Source organism: Stenotrophomonas sp. FW305-C-20-S1, assembly GCF_058783335.1.
In genome coordinates this window covers 1-19,176 of record NZ_JBYTEK010000031.1, presented here as the reverse complement: position 1 = coordinate 19,176, position 19,176 = coordinate 1, and the positions used below count along the sequence as shown (strand labels likewise).

The following is a 19,176-nucleotide window of genomic DNA, read 5'->3' as shown; positions in this document are numbered from 1 at the left end:
GTGCGCCGCTTCAATCTCTCCGAATGGGCGCTGGGCAACCGTGCGCTGGTGTTGTTCGCGATGCTGGCGTTCGCCGTCATCGGTGCCTGGTCCTACAAGCACCTGGGCCAGTCCGAAGATCCGCCCTTCACCTTCAAGGCGATGGTGGTACGCACGATGTGGCCGGGCGCCACCGCCGAGCAGGTCTCGCGGCAGGTGACCGAGCCGATCGAAAAAGCGTTGATGAACACCGGCGAGTACGAATTCATCCGTTCGTACTCGCGGCCGGGCGAATCGCAGGTGATCTTCATGGCGCGCGACAGCCTGCGCTCCAAGCAGATCCCGGACCTGTGGTACCAGGTGCGCAAGCGCGTGGGCGATATCCGCGCGACGCTGCCGAGGGAGATCGTCGGGCCCTTCTACAACGATGAGTTCGGCGACACCTTCGGCAACATCTACGCGTTGACCGGCGAAGGCTTCGACTACGCGGTGATGCGCGACTATGCCGACCGCATCCAGCTGGAGCTGCAGCGCGTGCCCGACGTCGGCAAGATCGACCTGGTCGGCCTGCAGGACGAGAAGGTGTGGATCGAGCTGTCCAACACCAAGCTGGCCACGCTGGGCGTATCGCTGCAGCAGGTGCAGCAGGCGCTGGCCGACCAGAACGCGGTCAGCGCCACCAGCTTCTTCGAAACCCCGACCGACCGCGTGCAGCTGCGCGTGACCGGTCAGTTCGATTCGATCGAGGACATCCGCAAATTCCCGATCCAGGCCGGCGAACGCACGTTGCATCTGGGCGACATCGCCGAGGTCAAGCGTGGCTTTGCCGATCCGGCCTCGCCGAAGATGCGCTTCATGGGCCAGGATGCGATCGGCCTGGCGGTGGCGATGAAGGACGGCGGAGACATCCTCAAGCTCGGTGCCACCCTGGATGCCGAGTTCGAACGCCTGCAGAAGACCCTGCCGGCCGGCATGCAGCTGCGCAAGGTGTCCGACCAGCCGCATGCGGTGGAAGAGTCGGTGGGCGAGTTCGTGCAGGTGCTCACCGAAGCGGTGGTGATCGTGCTGCTGGTCAGCTTCTTCTCGCTGGGCCTGCGTACCGGCCTGGTGGTGGGCGTGACCATCCCGTTGGTGCTGGCGATGACCTTCTTCGTCATGCACTACTTCGATATCGGCCTGCACAAGATTTCGCTGGGTGCACTGGTGCTGGCACTGGGCCTTCTGGTGGACGATGCGATCATCGCGGTGGAGATGATGGCCACCAAGATGGAGCAGGGCTACGACCGCCTGCGCGCGGCCAGTTTCGCCTGGGAATCCACCGCCTTCCCGATGCTGACCGGTACCCTGATCACTGCCGCTGGCTTCCTGCCCATCGCCACGGCGGCATCCAGCACGGGTGAGTACACCCGTTCGCTGTTCCAGGTGGTGACCATCGCGCTGGTGGTGTCGTGGATCGCGGCAGTGCTGTTCATCCCGTACCTGGGTGACAAGATGCTGCCGGACCTGTTCAACCCGCAGCTGCCGAAGCCGGACAGCCTGGCCGGCCGCTGGCGCGCCAAGCGCCTGCAGTGGGCCGACCGGCATCCGTCACTCGCGCGCTGGATCGCACCGAAGGAGCATGCGCACGATCATGATCCGTACCAGCGGCCGTTCTACACGCGCTTCCGGGCGTTCCTGGATACCTGCCTGCGCCATCGCTGGTGGGTGATCGCTGCGACCATTGCACTGTTCATCGGTTCGTTGATGCTGTTCCGCTTCGTGCCACAGCAGTTCTTCCCCGACTCGACCCGCCCGGAACTTATGGTGGACATCGAGCTGGCCGAAGGTGCGTCGCTGGCCGCGACCCAGGCACAGGCCGACAAGCTGGAGAAGCTGCTGAAGGGGCGCGAAGGCGTCAGCAACTACGTGGCCTACGTCGGCACCGGTTCGCCGCGCTTCTACCTGCCGCTGGACCAGCAGCTGCCGGCCACCAACTTCGCCCAGTTCGTGGTGCTCACCGAAGACGCCAAGGCCCGCGAATCGACCCGCGACTGGATGCTGAAGGACGTGATCAGTCAGTTCCCGGATGTGCAGATGCGGGTGACGCGCCTGGAGAATGGTCCGCCGGTCGGTTATCCGGTGCAGATGCGCGTGTCCGGCGAGCACATCGCGCAGGTGCAGGCGATCGCGCGCCAGGTCGAGGCCAAGGTGCGCGAGAACCCGCATGTGATGAACGTGAACCTGGACTGGAGCGAGCCGAGCAAGGTGGTGCGGCTGGTGATCGACCAGGACCGCGCCCGCGCGCTGGGCGTCAGCAGTGCGCAGGTCAGCCAGTTCCTCAGCAGCTCGTTGTCGGGCATGAGCGTGAGCACCTATCGCGAAGGCAACCGCCAGATCGAGATGCTGCTGCGTGGCCCGGACAACGAGCGCGCGCAGCTGGACCTGCTCGGCAGCCTGGCGATTCCGACCAGCAGTGGCACTGCGGTGACGCTGTCGCAGGTCGCGCGGCTGGAATACGCCTTCGAGGACGGCATCATCTGGCACCGCAACCGTCTGCCGACGGTGACCGTGCGTGCCGACATCAGCGATGGCATGCAGCCGCTGGACGTGGTGCAGCAGATCGTGCCGACCCTGGATGGCATCCGTGCCGACCTGCCCAGCGGCTACCTGCTGGAGACCGGCGGCTCGGTGGAGGATTCGGCGCGCGGGCAGAACTCGATCAAGGCCGGCATGCCGCTGTTCCTGATCGTGGTGGCCACGTTGCTGATGCTGCAGCTGCGCAGCTTCTCGCGTGCGGCGATGGTGCTGGTGACCGCTCCGCTGGGCATCATCGGCGCGACGCTGTTCCTGTTGCTGTTCCGCGCGCCGTTCGGCTTCGTGGCGCTGCTGGGCACCATCGCGCTGGCGGGCATGATCATGCGCAACTCGGTGATCCTGATCGACCAGATCCAGCAGGACATCGATGCCGGGCATGACCGCTGGCATTCGATCATCGATGCGACGGTGCGGCGTTTCCGCCCGATCGTGCTGACCGCGCTGGCGGCGGTGCTGGCGATGATCCCACTGTCGCGCAGCGCTTTCTATGGCTCGATGGCGATTTCGATCATGGGTGGATTGATTGTCGGCACGGTCCTGACGCTGGTGTTCCTGCCGGCGCTGTATGCAGCGTGGTTCCGGGTCAAGCCGGACGAATCCGGGGCGTGATGCCCCGGGTTTCCCGGCCACCGGGCTGAGCCCCCTCTGCGGTGGTGGCAGTAGTGCCGTGGTTGGCCGGGTGGGCAGGTGGGCTGGGGGACGCCGCAAGTACGTCCCTGTAGGCTCGGGCGCGCCATCCATGGCGCTTACGCCCCCAGCCCACCTGCCCACCCGGCCACGGACAGTGTCCTGTGGCCTCCACCACAGGAAGAGAAAGAAGAAGAGCGAAAAGCAACAGCAGCAGCCGCGTGCTGATGGTTGGGGTCGGATACACCTCATCCACGCATGGCGTGGATCCACCAACCGTCATCGGGAAATTGTCGGAGGCGGGGAGGGGGCAGCTGGCGGGACCGTCCACGGCATGGATGCCGTGGCCGAGCCTACAGGGACGTACTTGCGGCGTGTCCCGCCAGCTGCCCCCCTCCCCGCCAACCAAGCAACAACCCAGAGCCGCTCTGGCTTTTGCAGTTGCAGTTGCATCTGCGGGCGCCGGGCAGCCGCCCGGCCGATCACCCCTGCAACTGCAGCCGCTCACGCAGCAGCGGCACCAGCCAATCCAGGAACACCTGCACACGTTGCGCGCGATGCTGCCGGTGCGGCAGCAACAGGGTCACCGGCAGCGGCTGCGCCGCGTACTGGGGCATCACTTCCACCAGCGCACCGGTTTGCAGTTCGGCCTGCACGTCGTAGCGTGGAATCTGCAGCAGTCCCAGCCCCGCGACGCAGCAGGCAATCGACGCCTCGGCGCTGTTCACCCGCACCCAGCCCGTCATCGGCAGCGTGCGCAGCTGGTCGCCGTCTTGCCATTCCCACGGTTCCATCCGCGCCGTGGTCGGCGACGCATAGTTCACCGCGCGGTGCTGCTGCAGGTCGGTGGGGTGCTGTGGCACGCCGTGCGCGTGCAGGTACGCCGGCGCGGCAACGTTGACGAAGTCCAGCTGGCCCAGCGTGCGGGCCACCAGACTGGAGTCGCCCAGCTGCCCCACCCTCAGCACCGCATCGCAGCCGTCCTCGATCAGATTCACCGCGCGATCGGTCATGCCCAGGTCCAGCTCGACCTGGGGGTGCCGTGCGAAGAAGTCCGGCAGCACCGGGGCGATGATGCGGCGGCCGATCCGGCTGGGTACATCGATCTTCAACAGGCCACTCGGCTGTGCGTCGTCCTGGCGGAACAGCGACTCGGCGTCTTCCACCTCGGCGATCAGGCGCAGGCAGCGCACGTAGAAGGTGTCGCCATCGTGGGTGGTGGAGACCCTGCGGGTGGAGCGCTGCAGCAGGCGCGTGCCCAGGCGCTGCTCGAGTTCCGCCACGGCCGCCGAGACGGTGGAGCGGGGCAGGCCGAGCTGGTCGGCGGCGCGGGTGAAGCTGGTGCACTCCACCACCCGGGCAAAGATGCGGAAACGCTCGATCCGGTCCATTGTTCGCCCGCTTTGGAAAGTTAAGTCAATGTTGCGGTCTTTATCCGCAATTTCTGCACGATATCGTCGTCGGCACAGGGTTGCCAGCCCGGCAGCCTCTTCCCGAGACCGATGCCATGACCGACCACCGTATCCAGGGCAAGACCGTGCTGATCGCCGGCGGTGCCAAGAACCTCGGCGGGCTGATCGCCCGCGACTTCGCCGTACAGGGCGCCAAGGCCATCGTCATCCACTACAACAGCGCTGCTACCCAGGCCGATGCGGAAGCCACCGTCGCTGCGGTGCAGGCCGCTGGCAGCAAGGCCGTGGCCCTGCAGGCCGATCTGACCTCGGCCGCTGCGATGGAGCGCCTGTTCGCCGACGCGGTCGCCGCCGTCGGTCGCCCCGACATCGCCATCAACACCGTCGGCAAAGTGCTGAAGAAGCCGATGCTGGACATCAGCGAAGCGGAGTACGACCAGATGAGCGCGGTCAATGCGAAGACGGCCTTCTTCTTCCTCAAGGAGGCAGGGCGCCATGTCAACGACGGCGGCCGCATCTGCACGCTGGTCACGTCCCTGCTGGGCGCGTTCACGCCGTTCTACTCCAGCTACGCGGGCACCAAGGCGCCGGTGGAACACTTCACCCGCGCAGCGTCGAAGGAGTTTGGCGAGCGCGGGATTTCGGTGACCGCGATCGGCCCCGGACCGATGGATACGCCGTTCTTCTATCCGGCCGAGAGTGCCGATGCGCAGGCGTATCACAAGACCGCCGCGGCGCTGTCGGCGTTCACCCGTACCGGCCTGACCGACATCGCCGACATCGTGCCGTGGATCCGCTTCCTGGTGACCGACGGTTGGTGGATGACCGGGCAGACCATCCTCGTCAACGGCGGTTACACCACCAAGTAGAGACACGCGAGGCTTGGGTTCGCGCAGTAGATCCACGCCATGCGTGGATGCTCTTGGCTTCATCCACGCATGGCGTGGATCTACTGTTGATCCCCAAGTGGACAGCTTCAGGGCGTTCACGGGCACAATAGCGGGCTGTCCCGGGGCCGGAGAGCCTGCATGTTCCCTCGCACGATCCGCGCTTGCGTGCTGATGCTGGTTGCCTGCTGCGGTCATGCCGATGCAGAGCCGGCGCAGACCGAGGCCCTGCGCTTCCAGCAGAACCTGCTCGCCGTGCTCGAATGCCGTGCCAGTACAGATACCCGGCAGACCGTCGCCAGCACCCTGCGGGCGGCACGTTACGGCGATCCGGCCGGTCGCCCGTTGCATCTGCGTGACTGGCATTTCGAGCAGGCCGGAGACGCCGACGCTGCTTCGGTGACGGTCATCGATATGCCGGTGCCGTTGACCGCGCAGGGCGTCCGGACCCAGCGCGTATTCGCAGACGCGCAGGGGTTGTCCATTACCATCGATGCTGCAGCGCGTGATCGTATCGTTGCCCGCCATGGCCTGCAGCTGCAGTCGAGCACGCTGCGTGAGCCCTTCCGGGTGTGGTCCGCACGATCGGTTGATGGCAACACGTCGGCCACGTCGATCATGGTGAGCAGCGATGGCGACGGCTATCGGTTGGGATGTACTGCCCAATCTGCCAGCACGCAGGGAACGTTGCCACTGGATCGGCAGCAGCGTGCAGATGCCAATGACCTCACAGCGGCCATCGAGTGCCGTGCCGACGATGCGGCCCTGCGCCGCGTCGGGCGCTTGCTGCAGCAGGTGATGGAACAGCCGCAGAGCGAATGGCCGGCAGAGGTGCACGCAGTGTCGCCACCCACGCATGCGATCAACGGCACGGTGCTTCCCCTCTTCCAGATCGAACTGCAGACGCCGCTGCAGATCCAGGGCATCGCCACCGACAAGGTGCTGGCCGCACCGGCCGGCCTGTTCGCTGCAGACCTTGGCAGAATCAACGTGGCAAGCGTGTTGCTCGATGCCGGTCTGACAACTGCTCACCAGCAGGCCGGCGTGCAGGTCTGGCAACGCGAAGCGTCGCGCAGCGGCTTGCCTTCAGGCAGCATCCGAATCCATGAACGCGTGGTGGCCAGAGCTGACGACGGCACTGTCCTGACCGGATGCAGCAGCTCGCAGATGCGCGCGGCCGCGAGCGATCCGCAGAGCGCGAACATCCCGCACTGAGTGAGTCAGTGCGGGATGCGCAGAGAGAACGGGTACCGGACGCCGTCCGGTACCCCGATCATTCATCCCAGTTTGGCCAGCACCGCGTCGGTGGCCGTCGCCGTGCTCACCGCGTGGCCCTTGGCGGCCAGGTCTGCGGTGAACACGCCATCGTCCAGCACCACGTGCACCGCCGCTTCCACCGCTGCTGCTTCGTCTTCCAGCCCCAGCGAATGGCGCAGCAGCATCGCCGCGCTGAAGATCGTCGCGTACGGGTTGGCGATGCCCTTGCCGGCGATGTCCGGTGCCGAGCCGTGGATCGGCTCGTAGATACCCACCGCACCCGGCTCGCCCAGCGATGCCGATGGCAGCAGGCCCAGCGAACCGGCCAGCATCGAGGCCTCATCGGTGAGGATGTCGCCGAACATGTTCTCGGTCACGATCACGTCGTACTCGCGTGGCTTGGCCAGCAGATGCATCGCCATGGAATCGACCAGCTGGTGTTCCAGCGCCACGTCCGGGAATTCCTCGCGGCCGATGCGCGCGGCCACGTCACGCCACAGGCGTGAGGTTTCCAGCACGTTGGCCTTGTCCACCGAAGTGACCTTGCCTCGACGCTGCTGCGCCAACCGGAAGGCACTGCGCAGCACACGCTCGATCTCGGCCACGGTGTAGCGGCACAGATCGCTTGCGCTGTCGGCATCGCGGGTCTTGTCGCCGAAGTAGATGCCACCGGTCAGTTCGCGCACCACGACGAAGTCCACGCCCTGCAGCAGCTCGGCCTTGATCGGCGAGGCGTGGAGTGCGGCTTCATGGGTGCGCACCGGACGCAGGTTGGCATACAGGCCCAGCGCCTTGCGGATCGCCAGCAGGCCCTGTTCCGGGCGGACCTTGGCGTTCGGGTCGGACCACTTCGGCCCGCCCACGGCGCCCAGCAGCACAGCATTGGCGGCCTGGCAGGCGGCCAGGGTCGACGCCGGCAGCGGTTCGCCGTGGCGGTCGATGGCGATGCCACCGATGTCGTGCTCGCTGAAGGTGAAGGTGTGGTTGAAGCGCTTGGCGACGGCGTTCAGAACGGCGACCGCGGCGGCGGCCACTTCCGGGCCGATGCCATCACCGGGCAGGACAACAATTTCAGCGTGCATGCTCACTCTCGTAACGTTCGATTTCAGGGACACGGCCCAACAGATAACCCAGTTGATCGACGCCTTCCAGCAGGCAGGTCTGCGAGAAGCCGTCCAACGGGAAGGAGTAGACGCGGCCATCGGGCGTGCGCAGCTCGCGCGCCGCAACGTCGATGGTCAGCTCATCGTCAGGGCGCTGCATCAGCAGCTGCACGTCGGCCTCGTCCAGTACGATCGGCAGCAGGCCGTTCTTCAGCGAATTGCCGCGGAAGATGTCGGCGATCTCGCTGCTGACGATGGCACGCAGGCCGAGATCGGTCAGTGCCCACGGCGCATGTTCGCGCGATGAGCCGCAGCCGAAGTTGCGCCCGGCCAGCAGGATGCTGCGGCCGGCATTGTGCGGTTGGTTGAAGGCGAAGTCCGCCACGGGCGAGCCATCGGCCTGCCAGCGCCAATCGTTGAACGCATTGCGGCCCAGGCCAGCACGTTCGGTGGTGGACAGGAAACGCGCCGGAATGATCTGGTCGGTGTCGATGTTGGTCTGGCGCAGCACCACGCTGGCCGAGCTCAGGGTGCGGAAGCCGCTCATCAGGCCACCTCCTGGGTGAACAGTTCACGGGCATCGGCGACGTGGCCCTGCACAGCGGCCCAGGCAGCACTCATCGGCGAGGCCAGCAGCGTGCGCGAGCCCGGGCCCTGGCGGCCTTCGAAGTTGCGGTTGCTGGTGCTGACCGCCAGTTGGCCGGGGGCGACCAGGTCGCCATTCATGGCGATGCACATCGAACAGCCCGGCTCGCGCCATTCGGCACCGGCCGCGCGCACGATCTCATGGATGCCTTCGGCCTCGGCCTGGCGCTTGACGATTTCAGAACCAGGCACCACCAGCATGCGCACGCGCTCGGCGATGCGACGGCCACGCAGCACCTGTGCCACTTCGCGCATGTCGCTCAGCCGGCCATTGGTGCAGGAGCCGACGAACACCACGTCCACGGGCGTGCCGGCCAGCGTCTGTCCCGCCTGGAAGTGCATGTAATCCAGACCCTTCTGCGCGGCGGCATCGTTGGCCGCCGGGATCGGCGCATCCACCGCGATGGCGGTGCCGGGGTGGGTGCCCCAGGTCAGGGTCGGGCGGATATCGGCGGCATCGATGTGCACCTCGCTGTCGAAGCGCGCGCCTTCATCGCTGCGCAGCTGCGTCCAGCGGGCAACGGCAGCGTCGAAGTCGGCGCCCTTGGGGCCACGCGGCGTGTTGGCGACGAAGTCGAATGTCACCTGGTCGGGAGCGACCATGCCGGCGCGTGCACCGGCTTCGATCGACATGTTGCACAGGGTCATGCGCTGTTCCATGTCCATCGCTTCGATGGTGCTGCCGCGGAACTCGATCACGTGCCCGGTGCCGCCATTGACGCCGATCACGCCGATGATGTGCAGGACCACGTCCTTGGCGCCGATACCCGGTGCGACCTTGCCATCGACGGTGATCGCCAGCGTCTTCGCCTTGCGCTGCAGCAGGCACTGCGTGGCCAGCACATGGCCGACTTCGCTGGTGCCGATGCCGAAGGCCAGCGACCCGAATGCGCCGTGGGTGGAGGTGTGGCTGTCGCCGCAGACGATGGTCATGCCCGGCTGGGTGAAGCCCTGTTCCGGTGCGATCACGTGGACGATGCCGCGGTTGTCCGAGGCCATGTCGAACAGTTCGATGCCGTGCTCGGCGCAGTTGCGCGCCAGCATCGCGACCTGTGCTTCGGAGGCGGCACTGGCGTAGGGCAGCGTACCGTCGGCAGCGGCCGGCAGGGTCGGCGTTGAATGGTCCATCGTGGCCTTGGTCCGATCCGGACGGCGCGGCTTCAGGCCACGCTCGCGCAGCTCGGTGAAGGCCTGCGGCGAGGTCACTTCATGGATCAGGTGCAGGTCGATATACAGCACGGCGGGCGCGCTGTCGGTTTCTGGAACCACCACGTGGGCGTCCCACAGTTTGTCGTACAGGGTGCGGGGTGCGGAAGTCATGCGTTTGCCTGGCAGGAGTACGGAGTAACGAGCATCGAAGAGAAAGTAACAGGAGCAGGTCAGCGGCGCCGCGCGAGCACGCGCAGGCGCACGTAGTCGGCCAGCGGCTGGCCGGCGGCATTGCGCGGCAGGTCGGCCAGCAGGGCAGTGGCGGCATCGCGCACCGTGGCGCGCGCCTCGGCCGGCAGGTCGTCCAGCAGTGGAGCGGCGAATACCCGCAGCCAGCCGGCAACGCCGGTCGGCAGCGCGGTCGGTCGCGGCAGGCATTCGATCAGCTGCACCTGGAAGCCATGCTGGCGCAGGCGGTCTGCGTAGGCATCGGCGGTGGGGAAGTACCACTGGAATGCGCTGGCACCATGGCCATGGGCGACGCGCGCGGCCTGCACGGCGGCAGTGATCGTGGCCACGTTGCCATGGCCGCCGAACTCGGCGACGAAGCGCCCGCCGGGGCGCAGGGCGCGGCGCACGCCCTCCAGCACGCGATCCGGGTCGGGCATCCAATGCAGGGCGGCGTTGCTGAACACCGCATCGAACGCACCGTCGAAGGCCAGGGCGTGGCCGTCCATCACCTGCGCATCGACGCCCCGCGCACGCGCGGCTATCACCATTTCCGGCGAGGCATCGACGCCCTGCAGGTGTGCGCCGCTGAGGGCCAGTTCGGTGGTGAGCACGCCATCGCCACAACCCAGGTCGAGAATGCGCTCACCGGCACGCGCATCGAGCAGGCGCGCAACGGCGCCACCGAGGGTCGGCACGAAGCCGGCATCGATCGCATAGTCCTGGGCATTCCACTGCTGGCCAGCGCTGCTGGCGGTGGTTGCGGTGTCGAAGGCGCTCATCTCACATTCCTCAGGCGGTGGCGGTGGCAGGTGATTCAGTACTGATGCCGGCGTTGGCCTGGCGCTGGCGCAGCAGACGGTTGGCCACGTCCAGCCAGGCCAGCGCGGACGCTTCGATGATGTCCTTGCTGGTGCCGGTGCCGTCGTACTCCACGCCTTCGTGGCGTACGCTCAGGTTGGCTTCGCCACGCGCGTCGGCACCGATGCCGACGCTGTGCACGTGGTAACTGTCCAGCATCAGCTGCACGCCGGTGGCGGCCGACAACGCGCCGAACAGCGCATCGACGGGGCCGTCGCCCTGCGCGGTCTCGGCCACGCGGTTGCCGTCCGGGTCGGACAGTTCGACCAGCGCGTTGGCGCGGCTGCCGACATCGCTGATGGTCATCGAAGCCAGACGGTAGCCCTGGGCATTGGAGCCGCCCTGCATCAGCGTCTGCAGGTCGGCATCGGTGACAACACGCTGCTGCTCGCACAGTCCCTTGAACTGCTCGAACACCAGCTTCAGCTCGTCTTCTTCCAGCCAGAAGCCCAGCGCGCGCAGGCGCGCTTCGACGGCAGCGCGGCCACTGTGGCGGCCCAGCACCATCTGCGAATCTTCCCAGCCCACGTCTTCCGGACGCATGATTTCGTAGGTGCCGCGGTGGCGCAGCATGCCGTGCTGATGGATGCCCGACTCATGGGCGAAGGCATTGGCACCCACGATGGCCTTGTTGCGCTGTACCGGCATGCCGACCAGGCGCTGCAGCAGCTGCGAGGTGCCGACAATGCGCGGGGTATCGATGGCGGTGTCCTGCTCGTAGAAAGCCTGGCGCACCTTCAGCACCATCGCGATCTCTTCCAGCGAGCAGTTGCCGGCGCGCTCACCGATGCCGTTGACGGTGCATTCGACCTGGCGCGCGCCGCCTTCGATGGCGGCCAGCGAGTTGGCCACGGCCAGGCCCAGATCGTTGTGGCAGTGGGCGCTGAAGATCACGTTGGCCGCGTTCGGCACATCGGCGACGCCAGCGATGACCTGCTGGAACATCGTGCGGATCTCTTCCGGCGTGGTGAAGCCGACGGTGTCGGGCAGGTTGATGGTGGTGGCTCCGGCAGCGATCGCCACGCGCGAGACCTCGATCAGGTAGTCCAGTTCGGTGCGGGTGGCATCCTCGGCGGAGAACTCCACGTCATCGATGTAGGAGCGGGCCAGCGCTACGTGCCTGCGTACCGATTCCAGTACCTGCTCGCGGGTCATCCGCAGCTTGTGCTCACGGTGCAGCGGGCTGGTCGACAGGAATACATGCAGGCGCGGGTTGGCAGCGGCTTCCAGCGCACGCGCCGAGGTTTCGATGTCGGCCTGCAGGCAGCGCGACAGCACCGCCAGGCTCAGGCTCGGACGGCGCAGTTCGCGGCCGATCAGGGCCATCGCTTCGCGGTCGGACTGCGAGCTGGCCGGGAAGCCGGTCTCGATGATGTCCACGCCCAGTTCGTCCAGCGCACGCGCCATCACCAGCTTCTGCGGCGGGCTCATGCTGCAGCCGGGGGACTGCTCGCCGTCACGCAGGGTGGTGTCGAAGATGCGGATGCGCGGGGTGGTAATTCGTTCGATGGTGGTCACAGGGAAATCTCCTCGACAGCGGGTGCGACGGCTTGCAGGGGGGAAGGGGAAGGCGTGGGAAAAGCGATGGCGATCGCCTTGCCGGGCGAGCGCGGGGTTTCTGCCCGGCGCCGGCGCGGCTTGCGTGGCGGGCGTGGGCGGATGTCGGTGAGCAGGCCGGCGAGCACGCCGGCGTCGATGTTGCCGCCGGAGACGACCGCGCACTTGCGGCGCCCGGCGACGCGACGGCCGGCGGCCAGTGCCAGCGCACCGGCGCCTTCGGCGATGATGTGTTCTTCCAGTGCCAGCCGCACCAGGGTCTCGCGCAGCTCGGCTTCGCGCACGATCACCACGTCGTCCAGCAGCGAGGTACACAGGCGACGGGTCAGGAAACCGGGGATCTTCACCCGCACCCCATCGGCCAGCGACGCCACGGGATTGATCTCGCGCACGTCGCCGCGGATCGCGCGGGCCATCGAATCGACCCCCTCGACCTGCGCGCCGACGATGCGCACGCCCTGCGACTTCAGCGCCAGGGCGACACCGGATGCCAGGCCGCCACCGCCGATCGGTACGATCACCACGTCGGGCGCGTGTGCGGCCAGCTCGATGCCGACGGTGCCCTGGCCGGCGATGACATCGGCATCGTCGAAGGCGGACAGGAATCGGTAGCCGTGGCGCTGCGCCAGTTCGACGGCGAACGCATAGGCCTCGTCATAGCTGTTGCCGTGCTGTCGCACCGTTGCACCCCAATGGGCGACGCCAGCGATCTTGGTGGCCGGTGCGCCATGCGGCATCACGGTGATGGCCGGCACATCCAGGCGATAGGCGGCCCAGGCCACGCCCTGGGCGTGGTTGCCGGCCGAGGCGCAGATCACCGGCCGGGTATCGCCACGTTCGCGGGCGGCCAGCAGGGCATTCAGCGCGCCGCGCACCTTGTACGAGCCGGTGCGCTGCAGGTTTTCCAGCTTCAGCCAGGTGCCGAAGCGCTCGGCATGATGCAGCGGCGTGGGCGGCAGGAAGCGGCGCAGGCGGGCCTGCGCAGCCAGTACGTCGGCAACGGTTACGTCGCCGACATCGCTTTCCTTGCTGGCGTCAGCGGCCGGCATGGGCCACCAGCAGGGTGTTGCCGACCACCGCATGCGGGCACGGGCGGCGAAGAAGACGCCTCCGTACCGGCACCGTGTTGCAAACGGTACGGGCGTTCATGCGGATGCTCCTTCCAGTGCGGTCATCTGCACCGAAACGCAGTCGTAGATCTTTTCCATCTGCCGGCACAGCGTTTCCGGCGGGCGCTGGCTGTCCACCACCAGTTGCAGGTGCCAACGGCCATCATCGGCGGCCACCGGCGCACCGGTGATCGCGCGCGGCGCGAAACCGCGGCGTTCGGCCATGCCGATCACGCGCAGCAGCGCGCCCTCGGCCGGTTGCAGCACCAGGTCAAGCCGGTATTGCATTGGGGATCTCCTGGCGTGCATGTGCAGGGTTGCTTTCCAGCATGGTGCTGTTGGCGGTATTGGGCGGTACCAGCGGCCACACGTTCGCGCGTGCATCGATGGCCACGTGCAGCAGGGCCGGGCCGGGTTCGGCCAGCAGCGCGGCCAGGCCACCTTCGACGTCATCACGTGCGTCGATGCGCGTGGCCGCGATGCCGAACACCTTGGCCAGGGCGACGAAGTCCGGGTTGTCGGACAGGTCGATCTCGCTGTAACGCTCGGCAAAGAACAGTTCCTGCCACTGCCGCACCATGCCCAGCGAACTGTTGTCCAGCAGGATGATCTTCACCGGCAGGCGGCAGCGGGCGATGGTCGCCAGCTCCTGCACGTTCATCATGAAGCTGCCATCGCCGGACACCAGCACCACCGTGCGCTCGGGGCAGGCGAACTGCGCGCCCATCGCCGCCGGCAGGCCGAAGCCCATCGTGCCCAGTGCACCGCTGGTCAGGTGGTTGCGCGGATGAGTGAAGCGGCAGTGCTGCGCAACCCACATCTGGTGCTGGCCGACGTCGCAGGCGACCACCGTATCGGCCGGCGCCAGTTCGCTCAGGCGCTTCAGCAGCGCCGGGGCGTAGATGTGCTGGCCGGGTGCGTCGTAGCGCGCGGCGAAGCGATCGCGATGCTGTGCGCAGCGCTTGCGCCATGCGTCCTGGTGGGCCTTGGGGGAGGGGAAGGCCGCACGCAGGGCGCGGATGGCGTGGCCGACGTTGCCGGGTACGGCGACATCGGCGCTGCGCAGCTTGGAGATCTCGTACGCATCGGCATCGATGTGCACCACGCGGGCAAACGGTGCGAACTCGGCCAGCTTGCCGGTCGCCCGATCATCGAAGCGCGCACCCAGCACCAGCAGCAGATCGCTTTCCTGCACGGCCATGTTCGCCGCGCGGGTGCCGTGCATGCCCAGCATGCCCAGCGACTGCGGGTGCTGGGGAGGCAGCGCGCCCAGCCCACGCAGGGTCATCACGGTGGGGATGGCGCTGGCTTCGACGAATTCGCGCAGGTCCTGCACGGCATCGCCCAGGGCGATGCCACCACCGGCGTAGACCACCGGCTTCTCGGCCGCCGCCAGAGCCGCGATGGCCTCGGCGATGGCCGCGTCGGCGGGAGCCGGCGGCGGTTCCACATTGGCCGGCACATGCGCCGGCAGGTGGCTGGCATCGGCCAGCTGCACGTCCTTGGGCAGATCGATCAGCACCGGGCCGGGACGGCCTTCGCGGGCGATGCGGAAAGCATCGGCCACCACGCGCGGCAGGTCATCGACGCTGCGCACCAGCCAGCTGTGCTTGACGATCGGCATCGTCAGGCCGAACACGTCCAGTTCCTGGAACGCATCGGTGCCCAGCAGCGGCGTGGCGACCTGGCCGGTGATGCAGACCATCGGCACCGAATCGAGCATCGCATCAGCGATGCCGGTGACCAGGTTCGACGCGCCCGGCCCGGAGGTCGCCACGCAGACGCCGACCTGGCCACTGGCGCGCGCAAAGCCGTTGGCGGCCAGTGCCGCGCCCTGCTCATGGCGCACCAGGATGTGCTTCAGCGACGAATCCACCAGCGCGTCGTAGAACGGCATGATGGTGCCGCCCGGATAGCCGAACAGCGTACGGACACCCTCGGCCTCCAGCGCCTGGGTCAGCCAGCGCGCGCCGTTGGGCGGCGCGCTGCGGTGTGTGGGAGAGTTCATGGGGGAACCTTGCAGAGCGGGTGGGGGTGCCGCGTTGTTACGCGGCTTGACCTTGCAACCAGACCATCTTGGCGCGCAGTTCCTTGCCTACCTTCTCGATCGGGTGCTCCAGGTCGGCCTGCTTGAACTTGTTGTAGTTCGGCAGGCCCGCTTCGTACTCGGCCACCCAGTTCTTGGTGAAGGTGCCGTCCTGGATGTCCTTCAGCACTTCCTTCATGCGCGCCTTGGTACCGGCGTCGATCACCCGCGGGCCGCTGACGTAGTCGCCGTACTGCGCGGTCTCGGAGATGAACTCCAGCATCCGCGAGATGCCGCCTTCGTAGAACAGGTCGACGATCAGCTTCAGTTCGTGCAGCACTTCGTAGTAGGCGATTTCCGGCTGGTAACCGGCTTCGACCAGCGTCTCGAAGCCCGCCTGCACCAGTGCCGAAGCGCCGCCGCACAGCACCGCCTGCTCGCCGAACAGATCGGTTTCGGTTTCTTCCTTGAAGGTGGTCTGGATCAGGTTGGCGCGCGCACCACCCAGGCCGGCCGCATAGGCGAGCGCGTACTCGGCGGCCTTGCCGCTCTTGTCCTGGTAGACCGCCCAGATGCATGGCACACCGCGGCCGATTTCATATTCGCGACGGACCAGTGCACCCGGGCCCTTCGGTGCCACCAGCACGACGTCCAGGTCTTCGCGCGGCTTGATCATGTCGAAGTGCACGTTCAGACCATGCGCGAACAGCAGCACCGCGCCCTGCTTCATGTTCGACGCCAGCACGTCCTCGTACAGCTTCTTCTGCACCATGTCCGGGGTCAGCACCGCGACCAGGTCGGCATCCTTCACTGCATCGGCCGGTGCCTTCACGGTGAAGCCATCGGCCTGTGCCTTGACCTCGGTGGGGCCGCCCGGACGCAGGCCTACCACCACATCGAAGCCGGATTCACGCAGGTTCAGCGCGTGCGCGCGGCCCTGGCTGCCGTAGCCGATGACGGCGATCTTGGTCTGGGGCAGTTCGTTGGTGCTCATGGGGGAGGTTCCTTGCGGGTGGGAAGAAAAAAGACGGCCGGCAGTCGAAGCGACGTACCGGCCGGTCAGGGAAAAGCGGGGAGGGCAGCGCCGCGCATCGCACAGGTACTGCCACCACGAGGGTTCGTGGTGCAGCGGGTCTGGGTTGTGCGATGGGCGGTGGTCATGGTGGTTGCGTCTGAAACCAGGTCCTGAAATGAAAAAACCCACACCTGGGCGGGTGCGGGTTTTTGAAGAGTTCCGGTGTGTTTGTTGCTTACACGCTGGCTCGTCCCGCACCTGTTGGTTGGGTAATAAGTACGAGCACAAGAATCGAACGCAGCGAGGCGGCGCCGGTATCGGCGGCTTCGATGTGGGTTCGCGGTGGTGTGTTGTGATGCAACATGTGATCGAGAAAACCACAGCCATTTCCGCTGTGTCAACCCTCGCAGCACTATTTCCGTCAGTTTCCGCTGCATGCAGTGCAATCGCTTGTGGCACAAGGATGGTTGCTGCTGAAAGTGTTTCGGTGAACCCGAATTCACTCTTTTCAACGGGTTTTTTGCGCGGATTCCGGCGATACCAGCTGCGCTCGCCGGGTCGTGCAGCGCCCCGTGTGCCGCGGGAGGTTCCGCGCGCATTGCGATGCGTTCGTGGCAATGGCGCCCGTGGCTCCATGAGGCGCCCCATGACCTATGCCCGATGGCCCCCGGTCGCGGTAGCGGCGAAGATCGGGTCACCACCCCTTCCCTCGGAACCTGACCGTGTCCCGACGTCTTGCCCGTTCCCTGCTGGCTGCTGCCGTGCTGGCTGCCGTGCCCATGCTGTCCCAGGCCGCCGACCGCATTACCGGCCACACCTTCGCCACCCGTTCGGAGGTGATCGCCCCGCATGCGATGGCCGCCACCTCGCAGCCGCTGGCTACCCAGATCGCGCTGGACGTGATGAAGGCCGGTGGCTCGGCCGTCGATGCCGCCATTGCGGCCAACGCAGCGCTGGGGTTGATGGAGCCGACTGGCAATGGCGTCGGCGGCGACCTGTTCGCCATCGTGTGGGACCCGAAGACGCAGAAGCTCTACGGCTACAACGGCTCGGGCCGTTCGCCGAAGTCACTCACCCTGGCCGAGTTCCAGCGTCGTGGCCTGAAGGAGATCCCCGCGACCGGCCCGCTGCCGGTATCGGTGCCGGGCGCGGTTGATGGCTGGTTCGCGCTGCACGAGCGCTTCGGCCGCAAGCCGATGGCCGACAACCTGGCCCCGGCCATCCGCTACGCGCGCGACGGTCATCCCGTTGCCGAAGTGATTGCCTATTACTGGGATCGCTCGGTGCCGAAGCTGTCGCAGTATCCGGGTTTCAAGGAACAGTTCACGATCGATGGCCACGCGCCGCGCAAGGGCGAGATGTGGAAGAACCCCAACCTTGCCGACACCCTGCAGAAGATTGCCGACGGCGGCCGTGATGCCTTCTACAAGGGCGACATCGCCCACACCATCGGCGATTACTTCAAGAAGAACGGCGGCTACCTGAGCTACCAGGACATGGCCGACCATCATGGCGAGTGGGTCGAGCCGGTCAGCAGCAACTACCGCGGCTACGACGTGTGGGAGCTGCCGCCCAACAGCCAGGGCATCGCCGCGCTGCAGATCCTCAACGTACTGGAAGGCTACGACTTCTCGAAGATTCCGTTCGGCTCACCCGAGCACGTGCATCTGTTCGTGGAAGCCAAGAAGCTGGCCTTCGCCGACCGTGCGCGCTTCTACGCCGACATGGCCTTCCAGCCCGCGCCGGTACAGAAGCTGATTTCCAAGGAGTACGCAGCGCAGCGTCGCGCGCTGATTTCGATGGACAAGGCGCTGAAGGAAGTGCAGCCGGGCACGCCCAAGCAGCTGGAAGAGGGCGACACGATCTACATGACCGTGGCCGATGCCGACGGCATGATGGTGTCACTGATCCAGTCCAACTACCGCGGCATGGGCAGCGGCATGGCCCCGCCGGGGCTGGGCTTCATCCTGCAGGATCGCGGCGAGATGTTCGTGCTGCAGAAGAACCATCCCAACGGTTACGCACCGGGCAAGCGTCCCTTCCAGACCATCATTCCGGCCTTCATCACCAAGGGTGGCAAGCCTTATGCAAGTTTCGGGGTGATGGGCGGTGCGATGCAGCCGCAGGGGCACGCACAGATCGTGATGAACCTGGTGGACTTCGGCATGAACCTGCAGGAGGCCGGTGATGCACCCCGCATCCAGCATGAGGGATCGACCGAACCGACCGGGCAGGCGACGGCGATGACTGATGGTGGCGAGGTCAATCTGGAAACCGGGTTCCCGTACGAGACGGTGCGGGCGCTGATGCGCAAGGGGCACCGGGTGGTGTTCGCCGATGGTCCGTATGGTGGTTATCAGGCGATCCTGCGTGATCCGGAAACCGGGGTGTACTACGGCGCGTCGGAGAGCCGCAAGGATGGGCAGGCGGCGGGCTACTGAGGTTTCCCGGCCACCGGGCTGAGCCCCCTGCGGTGTTGGCAGCAATGCTGTGGTTGGCCGGGTGGGTAGGTTGCCTGGGGGACGCCGCAAGTACGTCCTTGTAGGCTCGGGCGCGCCATCCATGGCGCTCACGCCCCCAGCCAACCTACCCACCCGGCCACGGAGAGTTTCCGTGGCCGCCACCGCAGTAAGAGTAAAGAAGAAGATCAAAAGCAAAGGCAGCAGCAACAGCCGCGTGCTGATGGTTGGGGTCGGGGCCGTTTTCCGTTGGAAAAAGGATCCGACCCCAACTTGTTTTCCGACACA

At 66.6% G+C, this 19,176-nt stretch carries 14 protein-coding genes; 4 read left to right on the top strand and 10 right to left on the bottom strand.

Annotation, left to right across the window (positions count from 1 at the left end; genetic code table 11):
• On the top strand, positions 1-3,162 hold the full coding sequence (locus AC3WTC_RS15530; protein ID WP_492711856.1) for an efflux RND transporter permease subunit: 3,162 nt from the start codon (positions 1-3) through the stop codon (positions 3,160-3,162).
• Positions 3,163-3,662: 500 nt separating this feature from the next.
• Here AC3WTC_RS15530 and AC3WTC_RS15525 read toward each other — a convergent pair whose 3' ends face one another.
• Positions 3,663-4,571, bottom strand: a complete 909-nt coding sequence (locus AC3WTC_RS15525) for a LysR family transcriptional regulator (RefSeq protein ID WP_492711855.1) — start codon at positions 4,569-4,571, stop codon at positions 3,663-3,665.
• Positions 4,572-4,687: 116 nt separating this feature from the next.
• On the opposite strand from AC3WTC_RS15525, the gene AC3WTC_RS15520 reads away from it, so the two are divergent.
• Positions 4,688-5,461, top strand: a complete 774-nt coding sequence (locus AC3WTC_RS15520; RefSeq protein WP_025874142.1) for an SDR family oxidoreductase — start codon at positions 4,688-4,690, stop codon at positions 5,459-5,461.
• 159 nt (positions 5,462-5,620) lie between these two features.
• Positions 5,621-6,694: a hypothetical protein gene (locus tag AC3WTC_RS15515; RefSeq protein ID WP_492711853.1), complete on the top strand. Its 1,074-nt coding sequence runs from the start codon at positions 5,621-5,623 to the stop codon at positions 6,692-6,694.
• 62 nt (positions 6,695-6,756) lie between these two features.
• Here AC3WTC_RS15515 and leuB read toward each other — a convergent pair whose 3' ends face one another.
• From leuB to ilvC, 9 genes are all read right to left on the bottom strand, one after another.
• Entirely contained in the window at positions 6,757-7,818 is a 1,062-nt protein-coding gene (gene leuB / locus AC3WTC_RS15510) for a 3-isopropylmalate dehydrogenase (RefSeq protein ID WP_492711852.1), read from the bottom strand.
• The gene (leuD, locus tag AC3WTC_RS15505; protein WP_032977269.1) at positions 7,808-8,386 is read right to left on the bottom strand and encodes a 3-isopropylmalate dehydratase small subunit; all 579 of its coding nucleotides are present in this window, start codon (positions 8,384-8,386) and stop codon (positions 7,808-7,810) included. Before leuD ends, leuB begins: the two co-directional genes overlap by 11 nt.
• On the bottom strand, positions 8,386-9,804 hold the full coding sequence (gene leuC / locus AC3WTC_RS15500; protein WP_248148846.1) for a 3-isopropylmalate dehydratase large subunit: 1,419 nt from the start codon (positions 9,802-9,804) through the stop codon (positions 8,386-8,388). Before leuC ends, leuD begins: the two co-directional genes overlap by 1 nt.
• A gap of 59 nt (positions 9,805-9,863) precedes the next feature.
• Positions 9,864-10,643 (bottom strand): class I SAM-dependent methyltransferase, encoded by a 780-nt coding sequence (locus AC3WTC_RS15495; RefSeq protein ID WP_492711851.1) that lies wholly within the window; start codon positions 10,641-10,643, stop codon positions 9,864-9,866.
• Positions 10,644-10,653: 10 nt separating this feature from the next.
• Entirely contained in the window at positions 10,654-12,240 is a 1,587-nt protein-coding gene (locus AC3WTC_RS15490) for a 2-isopropylmalate synthase (protein WP_025874148.1), read from the bottom strand.
• Complete coding sequence (locus AC3WTC_RS15485) at positions 12,237-13,328, bottom strand: threonine dehydratase (RefSeq protein ID WP_492711849.1); 1,092 nt, start codon at positions 13,326-13,328, stop codon at positions 12,237-12,239. Before AC3WTC_RS15485 ends, AC3WTC_RS15490 begins: the two co-directional genes overlap by 4 nt.
• A gap of 96 nt (positions 13,329-13,424) precedes the next feature.
• A complete protein-coding gene (locus tag AC3WTC_RS15480) occupies positions 13,425-13,676 on the bottom strand; it encodes an ACT domain-containing protein (protein ID WP_025874150.1) in 252 nt (83 codons plus the stop codon).
• Positions 13,660-15,396, bottom strand: coding sequence for an acetolactate synthase 2 catalytic subunit (gene ilvG, locus AC3WTC_RS15475; protein WP_059065039.1), 1,737 nt, complete (start codon positions 15,394-15,396; stop codon positions 13,660-13,662). The genes AC3WTC_RS15480 and ilvG overlap by 17 nt, the downstream gene beginning before the upstream one ends.
• Positions 15,397-15,433: 37 nt before the next feature.
• On the bottom strand, positions 15,434-16,408 hold the full coding sequence (gene ilvC / locus AC3WTC_RS15470) for a ketol-acid reductoisomerase (protein WP_025874152.1): 975 nt from the start codon (positions 16,406-16,408) through the stop codon (positions 15,434-15,436).
• An 800-nt stretch (positions 16,409-17,208) separates the two neighbouring features.
• On the opposite strand from ilvC, the gene ggt reads away from it, so the two are divergent.
• On the top strand, positions 17,209-18,870 hold the full coding sequence (ggt, locus tag AC3WTC_RS15465; RefSeq protein ID WP_080149926.1) for a gamma-glutamyltransferase: 1,662 nt from the start codon (positions 17,209-17,211) through the stop codon (positions 18,868-18,870).
• The last annotated feature ends 306 nt before the right edge of the window (positions 18,871-19,176 follow it).